We start from the raw sequence: 13,403 nt of genomic DNA, 5'->3' as shown, positions 1-13,403 counted from the left end.
AAGGGTGGGGCATCGGCAACGGTCGGACGCATGAAGCCGACCGACACACGAACGTCAGGAGCGGGGGGATGTCGGACACCTTTACGGCACGGGTGCGGGCGGACGGATCGGCGGAGATCCCGGAGCCCGTGAGATTGCGCCTGGGCCTGCGCGAGGGCGACACCCTGCGCTATGTGGTGCGGGACGGGATGGTGACCATCGACCGCGGCGACACGGACGACAACCCCTTCGCCACCTTCACCGAATGGAACGGATCGGCGGACGAGCGGGCCTATGCGGATCTCTGAGCGGCCCCATTTCGAGCCGGGCGACGTGGTCGCCGTGCCCGTTCGCTTCGCCGAGATGGACACCACCCGCCGCCGTCCGGCCGTGGTGGTCTCCGACCGGACGCTGGCCGAGGCGCACGACCTCTATTGGCTGTGCATGGTGACCAGCGCCGCCAACCCGCCCTTCGCCGGCGATGTCCCCATCGCCGACCCGGCGCTGGCCGGGCTGTCCGTGCCGTCGGTGGTGCGGCCGGTGAAGCTGGCGACCGTATCCGGCCGCCTGATCGCCCGCCGCCTCGGTCGTCTGACCGACGGCGACTTCGACGCCGTGCTCGCCATACTCCAGCGCCACCGCGCCCGGTTCGGGGCGCTGGGCGGGGCGTTCGATCGGCTGCCGTAAACCCGAGCGCCCCGACCGTCAGCCGGCGAGATGCACGATGTCCGCCAGATCGGGGTCGGACGTGAAGTCGAAGGGGTGGCCCGGCTGACCGAGGGTGTCGGGAAGGGGCGCTCCCTGCCGGAGCAGCTCCGCCCGACGGCGGGCAAGGATACGATACAGCAGCACCACCAGACGTGCGTGATCGACCGGTGTCGGCGACAGATCCTCCCTGAGAAGGAACTCCTGAAGTCCCTGAATCAGATTGGCGAGAAGGACCTCGTCGACGCGATCGACGGGCGACCGCAAAGATTCGGTACTTCCGCGTTCCACCAGATCGGCGCGCATCATCGGCCCCGCGCCCGTGGCGATCCAATCCAGTGAGACACCCTGATCAGTGCACAACCTTACAACGGTATCGAAGAATGGCCTGTTCAGCCCCCTCATCTGGCGCGCCAGTTGGTCTGTCGATATTCGTGCGGCAACAGCCGCAGCCGTGCGGGATGGATACCGTGCAACGACCGCAGCCATACGAGCGACCATTCCCGTCATAAGGCCGTCAGCCGACGGTTCCGTACCGCCGGCAGCCTTGCTGCCCCGTCTGTTCATTGATAACACTCACTTTTTCAACCGTTTTCCACCCTCCGATGGTTACCCGTGCGGTCGGGCCTGGCCAGACTGTAAGTATACGTTGCATGCGGCACTCATAAGGTATATACCTTTCGCACGGGGCGAGTATGCAGCATCCATGCTGAAAGATTCTGCATACATGCAGCTTTCGCCCGGCTTCGTCAGCGGCCTCTACCGGCACCCGAAGGCCGGAGGGGCATCGATGGGATGTCGGGATGGTGAACAGGTAGTCTTCCGCCGCTCATGTGATCCGTTTGCCGGCCATGCCCGGTGGCACGAAATGCGTTGAGCCGGTTGCCCGGTTTCGGGACGTCGGCCCGCCGAGCGAATTTTCAAAGAGGTCGACCGGTCGGTCCTCTCGATGGGTCCTCCGGCCGTCGCGGTTGTTCTTGTTGCGTTCTGTCCGTCATATCCAACGAGATTGCCCCGAGAAATGATAAGAATACAAACAAATTCCCCCGTAACCATTATTGCTTGCGTGATCCATTGCTGCATTTCTTACCGGAATTCCCGGGGAAGGTAAAGGCAGGCGTGCATTTTTTAAGATGGAGGCTAGAGATGAAGTTCAGCAATGTGCCGATTTCCGGAAAAATACTGTCCATCGTCGCGCTGCTCGGTCTCATCGCCGCCGGAATTGCCGGTGTCGGCATTGCCGGCCTCTCCGTTCTGAGCAGGGAGACCGATCGCCTGGAGCAGGCGGGGGAAAATGCCGTCCAGGGGGCTCGCCTCAACCGCAACCTTATCGAGTTGAGCCGAACCGAATATGATCTTGCTGCCGATCCCGGCAACGTGGAGCGGATCGAGAGCGAGATCGCGTCGCGGCGTGTGCGGGTGGCGGAACGCTTGGCCCATGTCGAGGCAACGGCCGACGCTGCACAGCGTGGCATGCTGGAGAGCATCCGCAACCAGTATCGCGCGTACGAATCCAGTCTGAACAGAACGGTGGACGCCGCACGAAAGAATCGTGGCGCAGAACTCAGCAGCGCTCAAGCGGAAATCCTGGCAGAGGTTCGTGCCAGTCGCGACCTTCTTAGCCAACTAAATAGATCTGTTACGGAATACACGGACTATACCGATAATAAAGCATCGCAGATTTCCAGAATGGCCAGCGAAACGGCTGAACGCATGCAGCAGTTGATGGTGCTGGTCGCGTCCCTCGGTGTTTTCATCGGCGTGGTGAGCGGCTTTCTCCTGTCGCGCTATGGCATCGTCCGGCCGGTGCGCGCCGTCGTCGATGCTCTGCGCCGGCTGGCGGACGGCGATCTCAGTGTCGACATCTACGGCGTCGGCCGGAAGGACGAGATCGGCACCATCGCGACGACCATGGAGGTGTTTCGAAACAACGCGCTGGAACGCCGGCGCCTTGCCGACGAACAGGCGGCGGACCAGCAGGCCCGGGAAGCGCGCACCCTGGCCGTCGACCGGATGATCCGGGACTTCGACGCCCGGGTCACCGAGGTTCTGGGCGTCGTGACGTCCGCTGCGACCGAACTGGAGGCGACCGCGGCAGCCCTCTCAACCTCGTCCCTGCAAACCAGCCGGCAGACGACGGAGATGGCGGGCGCCACGGCACAGGCGTCGGCCAATGTGCAGACCGTTGCCGCCGCCACCGAGGAGATGAACAGTTCCATTCGGGAGGTCGCGCGGCAGATGACCGAGGCACGTCAGGTCGCGGAACAAGCCACCGCCGAAGCCGGCCAGGCCCGCGATCTGGTGCACGGTCTCAGCGCCGTCGGACAGCAGATCGGCGACATCGTTGGTCTGATCTCGGGCATTGCCGGACAGACCAATCTGCTTGCTCTCAACGCCACCATCGAGGCCGCACGGGCGGGCGAGGCCGGCAAGGGATTCGCCGTCGTTGCCGGTGAGGTCAAGTTGCTGGCCAATCAGACCGCACGGGCGACCGAAGACATTCGCGGCCAGGTGAACGCCATGCAGGCCAGCATCGAAGGTGCATCCGAAGTGATCGCCCGGGTCGCCGCGGTGGTGTACCGCCTCAACGAGATGGCAACCGTCGTGGCCTCCGCCGTGGAGGAACAGTCCGCGGCCACGTCCGAAATCGGGCGCAACGCCGCAGAGGCGGCGCACGTGACCGACCGGGTGTCGGCCAACGTGGTCCATGTTCAGACAGCGGCCGAATCGTCTGCCACCGGGTCGTCGCAGGTCCTGAGCTGCTCCCGCGAACTCGCCGTGCGGGCTGCGGAACTTAAGGACGGCGTCGCCCAATTCATCAATGGTGTCCGCTCGGCCTGACAGCCGGTGCCGGCCCCCCCTCACGGCGCCCGCCGGTGCCGCGAGGGCCGGTGGGCAGGCGGAGCGTATGCCGCCATGGCTGTTGCCAAACCGGTTGCGGCGGGCTATGAAAGCGCCGTCGTCAAAACCTCACGCGGGCTGGCGGACCGTTGGCTTGACCGCCGATGGCCCGCTCCGGTGTCCGTGCCCCATGGCGGGGCCGGAACAGCGCCCGCGGCGGAGCAACCGGAAAAGGACAGTTTCCATGGCTATGCCGACCTTTACCATGCGCCAGCTCCTGGAAGCCGGCGTGCACTTCGGCCATCACACGCGCCGCTGGAACCCCAAGATGCAGCCGTTCCTGTTCGGCGTGCGCAACGGGGTGCACATCATCGACCTGGAGCAGACGGTCCCGATGCTGCACCGCGCCATGCAGGCGGTGCGTGACGTCGTCGCCGGCGGCGGCCGCGTCCTGTTCGTCGGCACCAAGCGCCAGGCGCAGGAGAAGGTGGCCGATGCGGCGTCGCGCTGCGGCCAGTACTACGTCAACCACCGCTGGCTCGGCGGCATGCTGACGAACTGGAAGACCATCTCCCAGTCGATCAAGCGCCTGCGCGAGATGGACGAGCGGCTGTCGGGCGACACCGCCGGCCTGACCAAGCGCGAGATCCTGCAGCTCACCCGCGAGCGCGACAAGCTGGAGCGCGCGCTGGGCGGCATCAAGGAGATGGGCGGCCTGCCCGACGTGCTGTTCATCATCGACACCAACAAGGAGGCGATCGCCGTCAAGGAGGCCAACAAGCTGGGCATCCCCGTGGTGGCGATCATCGACAGCAACTCCGATCCCGACGGCGTGGCCTTCCCGGTCCCCGGCAACGACGACGCGCTGCGCGCCATCGACACCTACTGCGAGCTGATGGCCGGCGCCGTGCTGGACGGCCTGCAGGCGGAGATGGTCGCCGCCGGCATCGACGTCGGCAGCCGCGAGGATGCCCCCGAGGAAGCCCTGCCGGAAGAGGGCGAGGCCGAGGCCGAGGCAGGCGCCGAGACCGCCGAAGCCCGGGCCTGAGCAAAGGGGCGGCCCGACCCGGCCGCCCATCGGAACCCGCAATGCCGTGACCCCGGACGGGGTCCGGCATTGTGCGTGCCGGGGGCGAGGATCGCCGCCGATCAGGGTTGTAGAGATTCGTTTGGATCCGTTTTCGAGAAAGAGGGATTGACCCATGGCCGAGATTTCCGCCGCGCTCGTCAAGGAACTGCGCGAGAAGACCGGTGCCGGCATGATGGACTGCAAGAAGGCGCTGAACGAGACCGGCGGCGACCTCGAAGGCGCCGTCGACTGGCTGCGCAAGAAGGGCCTCGCCGCCGCCGCGAAGAAGTCGGGCCGCATCGCCGCCGAGGGCCTGGTCGCCGTCGCCACCTCCGGCACGGCCGGTTCGGTGGTCGAGGTGAACGCCGAGACGGACTTCGTCGCCCGCAACGACAAGTTCCAGGCCTTCGCCGCCAAGGTCGCGGAGATCGCGCTGGGCACCAACGGCGAGGTCGAGGTGGTGAAGCAGGCGGCCTATCCCGGCTCCGCCAACTCCGTGCAGGATGAGCTGACCACCCTGATCGCCACCATCGGCGAGAACATGAACCTGCGCCGCGCCGCCAAGCTGGAGGTGTCCGCGGGTGTGGTGTCGGCCTACGTCCACTCCGCCACCGCGCCGGGTCTCGGCAAGATCGGCGTGCTGGTGGCCCTGGAGTCCACCGGCGACCGCGAGAAGCTGGCCGAGCTGGGCCGCCAGATCGCCATGCACGTGGCCGCCGCCCGTCCCGACGCCCTGGATGTCGCCGATGTCGACACCACGGCCGTGGAGCGCGAGCGCAACGTCCTGGCCGAGCAGGCCCGCGCGTCGGGCAAGCCGGAGTCGATCATCGAGAAGATGGTTGAGGGCCGTCTGCGCAAGTACTACGAGGAGGTCTGCCTGCTGGAGCAGACCTATGTGATCGACGGTGAGAGCAAGGTCCGCAAGGTCGTCGAGGACGCTGCGAAGACCGTGGGCGCACCGGTGAAGGTCACGGGCTTCGCCCGCTTCGCGCTGGGCGAGGGCATCGAGAAGCAGGAGCAGGACTTCGCCGCCGAAGTGGCCGCCGCCGCCGGCACGAAGGCCTGATCGGAGCCGTGCAGCGGGCCCGGGGGCGCCGGCGGGACACCGTCCGGCGCGCCCCCGGGCCCGGGCCGTCCGTCCACAGCGTTCAACCAAACCACCGGGAGCCGGTCCATGGCCGAAACCGTCGGGGCACCCGTGCCCGCCGAAGGCGTCCGCTACAAACGCGTTCTTCTGAAGGTATCGGGTGAAGCGCTGATGGGACAGCGCGACTACGGCCTGGACCCCGATGTGGTGAACCGTGTCGCCGACGAGGTGAAGGCCGCCCGCGACCTGGGCGTCCAGGTCAGCCTGGTCATCGGCGGCGGCAACATCTTCCGCGGTGTCAAGGGGGCCGCGTCGGGGATGGAGCGGGCGAGCGCCGACTACATGGGCATGCTCGCCACCGTCATCAACGCGCTGTCCATGCAGAGCGCGCTGGAGCGCAAGGGTGTCCACACCCGCGTCCAGTCGGCCATCCCCATGTCGACGGTCTGCGAGCCCTACATCCGCCGGCGGGCGATCCGCCACATGGAGAAGGGGCGGGTGGTGATCTTCGCCGCCGGCACCGGCAATCCGTTCTTCACCACCGACACGGCTGCCGCCCTGCGCGCCTCGGAGATGGGCTGCGACGCGCTGCTGAAGGGGACGCAGGTTGACGGCGTCTACACCGCCGACCCCAAGAAGGACGCGACCGCCACGCGCTATGAGCGGTTGAGCTATCTGGAGGTGCTGTCCCGGGACCTGCAGGTGATGGACGCTTCCGCAATCTCCTTGGCGCGCGAAAGCCGTATCCCCATACTCGTGTTCTCGATCCACACTCCGGGGGCCTTCGCCGAGGTGATGGCCGGTCGGGGCAAGTTCACGATCATTACGGAAGAGAGGGAGTGACCCCGTGGCCGATCCCGATTTGAGCGACATCAAGCGGCGCATGGACGGCGCGATCGACGCCTTCCGCAAGGAACTCGCCGGGCTGCGCACCGGCCGCGCCTCTTCCAGCCTGCTGGAGCCGGTGAGCGTCGAGGCCTACGGCTCGCGCATGCACCTGAAGGAGGTCGGCACCGTGTCGGTTCCCGAGCCGCGCCTGATCACGGTCCAGGTGTGGGACCGCGGCATGGTCAAGGCGGTGGAGAAGGCGATCCGCGATTCGGGACTTGGCCTCAATCCGCAGACCGAGGGTCAGACCATCCGCGTGCCGATTCCCGATCTGTCCCAGGAACGCCGCCAGGAACTGGCCAAGGTCGCCCACAAGTACGCCGAGCAGGCCCGCGTCGCCGTGCGCAACGTCCGCCGCGACGGCATGGACATGCTGAAGAAGATGGAAAAGGCCAGCGAACTGAGCCAGGACGAGCAGAAGGTGTGGGCCGACAAGGTTCAGGGGCTCACCGACCAGCACATCAAGCTTGTCGACGAGGCGTTGGCGCAAAAGGAAAAGGAAATCATGCAGGTTTGAGGAGCGGAGCGAAGGCATGCGCTACGCTCAGGAGAACAGCCCGGCACCGTCGCCCGTTCACGTCGCCATCATCATGGACGGGAACGGCCGCTGGGCCAAGGCGCGCGGCCTGCCGCGCACGGCCGGCCACCGCAAGGGGGTCGAGGCGGTGCGCCGCACGGTGGAAGCCGCGCGGGAGCTGGGCATCGCCTATCTGACCATCTTCAGCTTCTCGTCCGAGAACTGGCGGCGGCCGCAGGAAGAGGTGTCGGAGCTGATGGGGCTCCTGCGCCTGTATCTGCGCAGCGAGATCGCCGAGTTGCACCGGGCCGGCGTCCGGCTGAAGGTGGTCGGCGACCGCCGGAAACTCGACCACGACATCGTCCGGATGATCGCCAACGCCGAGGAGATGACGGCGGGCAACACCGCCATGACCCTGGTGGTGGCGCTGAACTACGGATCGCGCCAGGAGATCGCCCACGCCGCCCGCCGGCTGGTCGAAGAGGTCCTCGACGGCCGCCTGGACCCCGCCGCCATCGACGAAGAGGCGATCGCGGCGCGCCTGTTCACCCATGGAATCCCCGACCCCGACCTGATCGTCCGCACCAGCGGCGAGAAGCGGCTCAGCAACTTCCTTCTGTGGCAGTCGGCCTACGCCGAGCTGGTGTTCACGGACACCCTCTGGCCCGACTTCACGAAGCGCGATCTGGAGGCGGCCATTGAAGAGTTCCACCGGCGGGAACGCCGGTTCGGCGCCACCACCGCCGGAAGCCGGTAAGGCCAGCGACCTGAAGGTTCGCATGCTGTCGGCCCTGATACTGGGGCCGCTCGTTCTGGCCGCCGTGTGGGCCGGCGGCTGGACCCTGCGCGCGCTGCTGGCGGCCACCGCTTTGCTCGCTCTCAACGAATGGCTGCGCATGGTGGCGCAGGACCGCCTGGCGACGGCGCTGCCGGCGGGTCTTGCCGCGGTCATCGTGGTGCTGGGCGTCCACGTCGCGCTCGGGCCGGCCATCGCCATGCTGGCGGCGTTCGCGCTGGCGGGCGTCGTCACGGCGACCGCCGGCATGGGGCGCTGGCTGGTCGGCTTCGGCGTGCCCTACGTGGCCGCCGGCGTGCTGGCCCTCGACTGGCTGCGCGAGGCGCCGGAGGCGGGCCTCGCTCTTTTCCTGTTCGTGCTGCTCACCGTTTGGGCCACCGATATCGGCGCCTACGCCGCCGGCCGGTCGATCGGCGGCCCCCGGCTGGCGCCGCGCATCAGTCCCAAGAAGACGTGGGCGGGCCTGCTGGGGGGCGTCGTCGCCTCGGGCCTGGCGGGCCTGGGTGTGGCGGTGGCGGCCGGGGCGGCGAGCCCGTTGCTGGCGCTGCTGGTCGGCGCCTGCACGGCGGTGGTGGCCCAGGCCGGTGACCTCTTCGAATCCGCGGTGAAGCGCCGCTTCGACATCAAGGACAGCGGCCGGCTCATTCCGGGGCACGGCGGGCTGCTCGACCGCATCGACGGGCTGCTGGTCGCCGCCCCGGTGCTGGCGCTGTTCCACGCGACCGCGGGAGTGTGGCTGCGATGGTGGTAGACGGCGCGGTCGGCGCGGGCGAGTCACCCCGCCGCATCACGGTGCTGGGTTCGACCGGATCGGTGGGCACGCAGACCATCGACCTGATCGCCCGCGCCCCCGCCGGCACCTTCGCCGTCGAGGCGCTGACCGCCAACCGCAATGTGGACCTGCTGGCGCAGCAGGCCCGTGCCCTGCGGCCGCACCTCGCGGTGGTCGCCGATCCCGCCGCCTACGGCGCGCTGAAGGCGGCGCTGGCCGGCACCGGCGTGGAGGCCGCGGCCGGCCCGCAGGCCGTGGCGGAGGCGGCGGGGCGGCCGGCCGACTGGGTCATGGCGGCCATCGTCGGCGCCGCCGGGCTGGAGCCGGTGCTGGCGGCGGTGCGCCGCGGCGCCTGCGTCGCCTTCGCCAACAAGGAGGTGCTGGTCTGCGCCGGCGCCCTGATGATGGACGAGGTGCGCGCCCACGGCGCCACGCTGCTGCCCGTCGACAGCGAGCACAACGCCATCTACCAGTGCTTCGACTTCGCCCATCCCGGCCGGGTGCGCCGGCTGATCCTGACCGCGTCGGGTGGCCCGTTCCGCACCGCCGACCGCGCCACCATGGCGGCGGTGACGCCGGAGCAGGCGGTGGCGCACCCGACCTGGGACATGGGGGCCAAGATCTCCGTCGACAGCGCCACCATGATGAACAAGGGGCTGGAGATCATCGAGGCGCATTTCCTCTTCGCCATGCCGGAGGAGCGCATCGACGTGCTGGTCCACCCCCAGTCGGTGGTGCATTCGCTGGTGGAGTATGTGGACGGCTCGGTGCTCGCCCAGCTCGGCACACCCGACATGCGCACGCCCATTGCCCACACATTGGCCTGGCCCGACCGCATGGAGACGCCGGCGCGCCGGCTCGACCTGGCGCAGGCGGCGACGCTGACCTTCGAGGCGCCGGATCCGCAGCGTTTCCCGGCCTTGCGGCTGGCCCGGGCGGCCTTGCAAAGCGGGGGGGCCGCTCCTACAATTCTGAGTGCTGCCAACGAGGTGGCCGTCGCCGCCTTTCTGGAGCGGCGGATCGGCTTCCTGGGCATCGAGCGGATCGTCGAGGAAACGCTGGCGGCCCTGCCGCACGATGCTCCGTCCGACCTTGCCGGTGTGCTGGCGGCGGACGCCGAGGCGCGCCGCTGTGCGGCTGACCGGGTGGGCATGGGTTCCCCCGTGTGAACGCAGCGGGCGATTGATCCAATGGTGCGGGCCCGCGGCCGGGCCCGCCGACGAAGGCGGACGGTTTATGGACTTTCTGGGCGGTTTCGGCACCTCGCTTTTCGCGTTCCTCATCGTCCTCTCCGTGCTCGTCTTCGTGCACGAGTACGGCCACTACTACATCGCGCGGCGCAACGGCGTGCGGGTCGAGGTGTTCTCCATCGGCTTCGGACCGGAGCTGTTCGGCTGGCACGACCGCGCCGGCACCCGCTGGAAATTCAGCGCCATCCCGCTCGGCGGCTATGTGAAGATGTTCGGCGACGCCGACCCGGCGAGCACGCCGGGGTCGCACCTGCCGGCCATGTCGGCGGAGGAACGCGCCGTCTCCTTCCACCACAAGACCGTCGGCCAGCGCGCCGCCGTGGTTGCGGCGGGGCCGCTGGCCAACTTCGCCTTCGCCCTGCTGGCGCTGGCCATCCTGTTCGCCACGGCCGGCCAGCCCTTCACCCCGCCCGAGGTGGGCGGCGTGCAGCCCGGCAGTGCGGCGGCGGAGGCCGGGCTGCAGCCCGGCGACGTGGTGCTGTCCATCGACGGCACCGGCATCCAGCGGTTCGAGGAGATCCGCCAGATCGTCTCCATCAAGCCGGAGCAGGCGCTGTCCGTGCGCATCCGGCGCGACGGGGCGGAGCAGGCGGTGACCGTGACGCCCCAGGCGACGGAACTGACGGACCGATTCGGTAACGTCCACCGCATCGGCCTGCTGGGCATCACCCGCGCCGGCACCGAGACGGTCCGCCACGACCCGTTTACCGCGGTCTGGCAGGCGGGGCGCGAGATCACCGGCATGATCACCGGCACCCTGACCGCCGTCGGCCAGATGCTGGACGGCTCGCGCGGGACGGAGGAACTGGGCGGGCCGCTGCGCATCGCCCAGATGTCGGGCGAGGTCGCCCAGACCGGTGCCTACGCGCTCGTCTGGTTCATGGCGTTCCTGTCGGTCAACCTCGGCCTCATCAACCTGTTCCCCATTCCCATGCTCGACGGCGGCCACCTGATGTTCTACGCCCTGGAGGCCGTCCGCGGGCGCCCGCTGGGAGCGCGGGCTCAAGAATACGGTTTCCGCATCGGGTTGGCTCTGGTATTAACGCTCATGGTCTTCGCCACGTGGAACGACCTCGTTCAACTCCGCGTGGTCGACTTCTTCAGGGGCCTCGTTTCCTAAAACGACCAGAGCCAGGGGGCGTGCTTTGCGGGTGTCGCGGAACGTTTTGGCGCTCGGCCTGATGGCCGGCTGCGCCATGACAACGGTAGCTGTTGCCTGGGCCCAGACGGGCAGCACCATCGAGGGCGGCCCGCAGCCGCGCCCGGGCGTGCAGGTCTCGCAATCGCTTCCCGGCGGGACCATCGGCACCATCCGGGTCGAAGGCGCCCAGCGGATCGAGCCCGCGACGGTGCGCTCGTACCTGACGGTCCAGCCGGGAGATCCGTTCAGCGAGGATGGTCTGGACGCGTCGCTGAAGGCCCTGTTCGCCACCGGGCTGTTCGCCGACATCCATTTCCGCCGCGAGGGCAACACCCTGGTGGTCCAGGTGTCCGAGAACCCGATCATCAACCGGATCGCGTTCGAGGGGAACCGCCGCATCGAGAACGACAATCTCCAGTCGGAGATCCAGTTGCGGCCGCGCCAGGTCTACACGCGCACCCGCGTGCAGAACGACGTGCAGCGCATCATCGACATCTACCGCCGCCAGGGCCGCTTCGCCGCGACGGTGGAGCCCAAGATCATCCAACTGGACCAGAATCGCGTCGATCTGGTGTTCGAGATCAACGAAGGCCCGCGCACCGGCGTGCGCTCCATCGCCTTTGTCGGGAACGAGGTGTTCAGCGACGGCACGCTGCGCGAAGAGATTCTGACCAAGGAAACCGCCTTCTGGCGCTTCCTGACGTCGGACGACAACTATGATCCCGATCGCCTCACCTACGATCGCGAGCTGCTGCGCCGCTTCTACCTGAAGGAAGGCTACGCCGATTTCCGCGTTGTCTCCGCCGTGGCCGAACTGACGCCGGACCGCGAGGACTTCTTCATCACCTTCACCATCGAGGAAGGTGACCGCTACCGGTTCGGCAAGGTCGACGTCCAGTCCAACATCCGCACGCTCGATCCCGAGCAGTTGCGCGGCGTCGTCACCACGCACGAGGGCGAGTGGTACGACGCGGCCGCGGTGGAGCGGACCATCACCCTGTTGACCAACGCCGTCGGCGACCTGCAGTACGCCTTCGTCGACGTCCGGCCGCGGGTCACCCGCAACCGCGACGAGCGCACCATCGACGTGGTCTACGAAATCGCCGAGGGACCGCGCGTCTTCGTGGAGCGCATCGACATCACCGGCAACGTCCGCACCCTTGACAAGGTGGTGCGGCGCGAGATGCTGCTGGCCGAAGGCGACCCGTTCAACACCACGCGCCTGCGCCGGTCGGAGCAGCGGGTGAAGGACCTGGGCTTCTTCGAGCGCGTCCAGGTGACGACGCAGGAGGGCTCGGCGCCGGACCGCTCCGTCGTCAACGTCGAAGTGACCGAACAGTCGACCGGCGAAATCGCGCTGGGCGCCGGCTTCTCCACCGCCGACGGCGTGCTCGGCGACTTCTCGATCCGTGAACGCAACCTGCTGGGCCGCGGCCAGGACCTGAAGTTCGGCGCCACGATTTCGTCGCGCCGGCAGGAATACGACATCAGCTTCACCGAGCCCTATTTCCTGGATCGGGACCTGAGCGCCGGCTTCGACCTGTTCCGCACCACGCGCGACTACCAGAAGGAAGCCTCGTTCGACGAAAAGAACCTGGGCTTCGCGCTGCGCACCGGCTTCCCGCTGGCGGAGTTCCTGCGCCAGCGCGTGTACTACCAGCTCCAGCACACGGAGATCGATGACGTGCCGTCCACGGCGTCGGTCTACATTCGGGACCAGACCGGGGCCCGCACCAACTCCCTGATCGGTCAGGAGCTGCTGTACGACCGCCGCAACAGCCGCCTGACGCCGACCGAGGGCTATTACGCGCGCTTGTCGACCGATTTCTCCGGCCTCGGCGGCACCACCCGCTTCGCTCGGGCACGCCTGGGCGGCGGCTACTACCTGCCGCTGGTCGACGACAACCGCTGGGTGATCAGCGCCACCGGTGAGGTGGGCGTGATCCACAACTTCAAGGACGATGATCTGTTCCTCGCCGACCGCTTCTTCATGGGTGGCGACACGTTGCGCGGCTTCCGCACCGCCGGCATCGGCCCGCGCGATCTGCGCACCGACGACGCACTGGGCGGCTCGCGATACTACCGCGGCTCCCTGGAGATGACGTTCCCGGTCGGCATGCCCGAGGAGTTCGGTCTGAAGGGGCACGCCTTCAGCGACTTCGGCACGGTGGCCGGCAGCATCGTCGAGGGCGACCCCAACGTTCCCACCGACGAGACGATTCGCGTGTCGGTGGGTGCCGGCGTGTCGTGGCGCTCGCCCTTCGGCCCGATCCGGGTCGATGTCGGCGTGCCGCTGCGCAAGGAAAGCTATGACAAGACCGAAATCTTCCGCTTCAGCTTCGGAACCAGGTTCTAAAT

The 13,403-nt window shown here is 68.0% G+C and carries 13 protein-coding genes; 12 read left to right on the top strand and 1 reads right to left on the bottom strand.

All coding sequences use genetic code 11. From position 1 onward, the window contains the following. Window positions 1-68 precede the first annotated feature (68 nt). Window positions 69-287, top strand: a complete 219-nt coding sequence (locus G472_RS0109180) for an AbrB/MazE/SpoVT family DNA-binding domain-containing protein (protein WP_035691667.1) — start codon at window positions 69-71, stop codon at window positions 285-287. Then, on the top strand, window positions 274-666 hold the full coding sequence (locus G472_RS32125; RefSeq protein ID WP_051340609.1) for a type II toxin-antitoxin system PemK/MazF family toxin: 393 nt from the start codon (window positions 274-276) through the stop codon (window positions 664-666). The genes G472_RS0109180 and G472_RS32125 overlap by 14 nt, the downstream gene beginning before the upstream one ends. 18 nt (window positions 667-684) lie before the next feature. On the opposite strand, the gene G472_RS39445 is transcribed toward G472_RS32125, so the two are convergent. After that, complete coding sequence (locus G472_RS39445; protein ID WP_211100164.1) at window positions 685-990, bottom strand: hypothetical protein; 306 nt, start codon at window positions 988-990, stop codon at window positions 685-687. An 840-nt stretch (window positions 991-1,830) separates the two neighbouring features. Here G472_RS39445 and G472_RS0109165 point away from each other — a divergent pair. From G472_RS0109165 to bamA, 10 genes are all read left to right on the top strand, one after another. Further along, window positions 1,831-3,525: a methyl-accepting chemotaxis protein gene (locus tag G472_RS0109165; RefSeq protein WP_029008151.1), complete on the top strand. Its 1,695-nt coding sequence runs from the start codon at window positions 1,831-1,833 to the stop codon at window positions 3,523-3,525. A gap of 244 nt (window positions 3,526-3,769) precedes the next feature. After that, on the top strand, window positions 3,770-4,573 hold the full coding sequence (rpsB, locus tag G472_RS0109160; RefSeq protein ID WP_035691665.1) for a 30S ribosomal protein S2: 804 nt from the start codon (window positions 3,770-3,772) through the stop codon (window positions 4,571-4,573). A 154-nt stretch (window positions 4,574-4,727) separates the two neighbouring features. Next, complete coding sequence (gene tsf / locus G472_RS0109155) at window positions 4,728-5,660, top strand: translation elongation factor Ts (protein WP_029008149.1); 933 nt, start codon at window positions 4,728-4,730, stop codon at window positions 5,658-5,660. A gap of 108 nt (window positions 5,661-5,768) precedes the next feature. After that, complete coding sequence (gene pyrH, locus G472_RS0109150; protein WP_051340606.1) at window positions 5,769-6,524, top strand: UMP kinase; 756 nt, start codon at window positions 5,769-5,771, stop codon at window positions 6,522-6,524. A gap of 40 nt (window positions 6,525-6,564) precedes the next feature. After that, window positions 6,565-7,086 carry a ribosome recycling factor gene (frr, locus tag G472_RS0109145; protein WP_211100171.1) on the top strand — a complete coding sequence of 174 codons (522 nt, stop codon included), beginning with the start codon at window positions 6,565-6,567 and terminating at the stop codon, window positions 7,084-7,086. Between the two features lie 16 nt (window positions 7,087-7,102). Continuing rightward, complete coding sequence (locus tag G472_RS0109140) at window positions 7,103-7,843, top strand: isoprenyl transferase (protein WP_029008146.1); 741 nt, start codon at window positions 7,103-7,105, stop codon at window positions 7,841-7,843. After that, window positions 7,785-8,633 carry a phosphatidate cytidylyltransferase gene (locus G472_RS0109135; RefSeq protein WP_029008145.1) on the top strand — a complete coding sequence of 283 codons (849 nt, stop codon included), beginning with the start codon at window positions 7,785-7,787 and terminating at the stop codon, window positions 8,631-8,633. Before G472_RS0109140 ends, G472_RS0109135 begins: the two co-directional genes overlap by 59 nt. Next, complete coding sequence (locus G472_RS0109130) at window positions 8,624-9,823, top strand: 1-deoxy-D-xylulose-5-phosphate reductoisomerase (RefSeq protein ID WP_029008144.1); 1,200 nt, start codon at window positions 8,624-8,626, stop codon at window positions 9,821-9,823. The genes G472_RS0109135 and G472_RS0109130 overlap by 10 nt, the downstream gene beginning before the upstream one ends. A gap of 67 nt (window positions 9,824-9,890) precedes the next feature. Next, window positions 9,891-11,024, top strand: coding sequence for an RIP metalloprotease RseP (gene rseP, locus G472_RS0109125; RefSeq protein ID WP_029008143.1), 1,134 nt, complete (start codon window positions 9,891-9,893; stop codon window positions 11,022-11,024). A gap of 76 nt (window positions 11,025-11,100) precedes the next feature. Beyond that, window positions 11,101-13,401 (top strand): outer membrane protein assembly factor BamA, encoded by a 2,301-nt coding sequence (bamA, locus tag G472_RS0109120; protein WP_169732795.1) that lies wholly within the window; start codon window positions 11,101-11,103, stop codon window positions 13,399-13,401. Window positions 13,402-13,403 lie beyond the last annotated feature (2 nt).

The sequence above is a fragment of the Azospirillum halopraeferens DSM 3675 genome, assembly GCF_000429625.1.
Taxonomy (GTDB): domain Bacteria; phylum Pseudomonadota; class Alphaproteobacteria; order Azospirillales; family Azospirillaceae; genus Azospirillum; species Azospirillum halopraeferens.
Note: the sequence above shows the minus strand (reverse complement) of the source record. Positions and strands in the feature narration are given on the sequence as shown.

Coding starts and splice junctions, on each gene's coding strand:
- G472_RS0109180 (WP_035691667.1), top strand. CDS start 69: ATGTCGGACACCTTTACGGCACGGGTGCGGGCGGACGGATCGGCGGAG.
- G472_RS32125 (WP_051340609.1), top strand. CDS start 274: ATGCGGATCTCTGAGCGGCCCCATTTCGAGCCGGGCGACGTGGTCGCC.
- G472_RS39445 (WP_211100164.1), bottom strand. CDS start 990: ATGCGCGCCGATCTGGTGGAACGCGGAAGTACCGAATCTTTGCGGTCG.
- G472_RS0109165 (WP_029008151.1), top strand. CDS start 1,831: ATGAAGTTCAGCAATGTGCCGATTTCCGGAAAAATACTGTCCATCGTC.
- rpsB (WP_035691665.1), top strand. CDS start 3,770: ATGGCTATGCCGACCTTTACCATGCGCCAGCTCCTGGAAGCCGGCGTG.
- tsf (WP_029008149.1), top strand. CDS start 4,728: ATGGCCGAGATTTCCGCCGCGCTCGTCAAGGAACTGCGCGAGAAGACC.
- pyrH (WP_051340606.1), top strand. CDS start 5,769: ATGGCCGAAACCGTCGGGGCACCCGTGCCCGCCGAAGGCGTCCGCTAC.
- frr (WP_211100171.1), top strand. CDS start 6,565: ATGGACGGCGCGATCGACGCCTTCCGCAAGGAACTCGCCGGGCTGCGC.
- G472_RS0109140 (WP_029008146.1), top strand. CDS start 7,103: ATGCGCTACGCTCAGGAGAACAGCCCGGCACCGTCGCCCGTTCACGTC.
- G472_RS0109130 (WP_029008144.1), top strand. CDS start 8,624: ATGGTGGTAGACGGCGCGGTCGGCGCGGGCGAGTCACCCCGCCGCATC.
- rseP (WP_029008143.1), top strand. CDS start 9,891: ATGGACTTTCTGGGCGGTTTCGGCACCTCGCTTTTCGCGTTCCTCATC.
- bamA (WP_169732795.1), top strand. CDS start 11,101: ATGACAACGGTAGCTGTTGCCTGGGCCCAGACGGGCAGCACCATCGAG.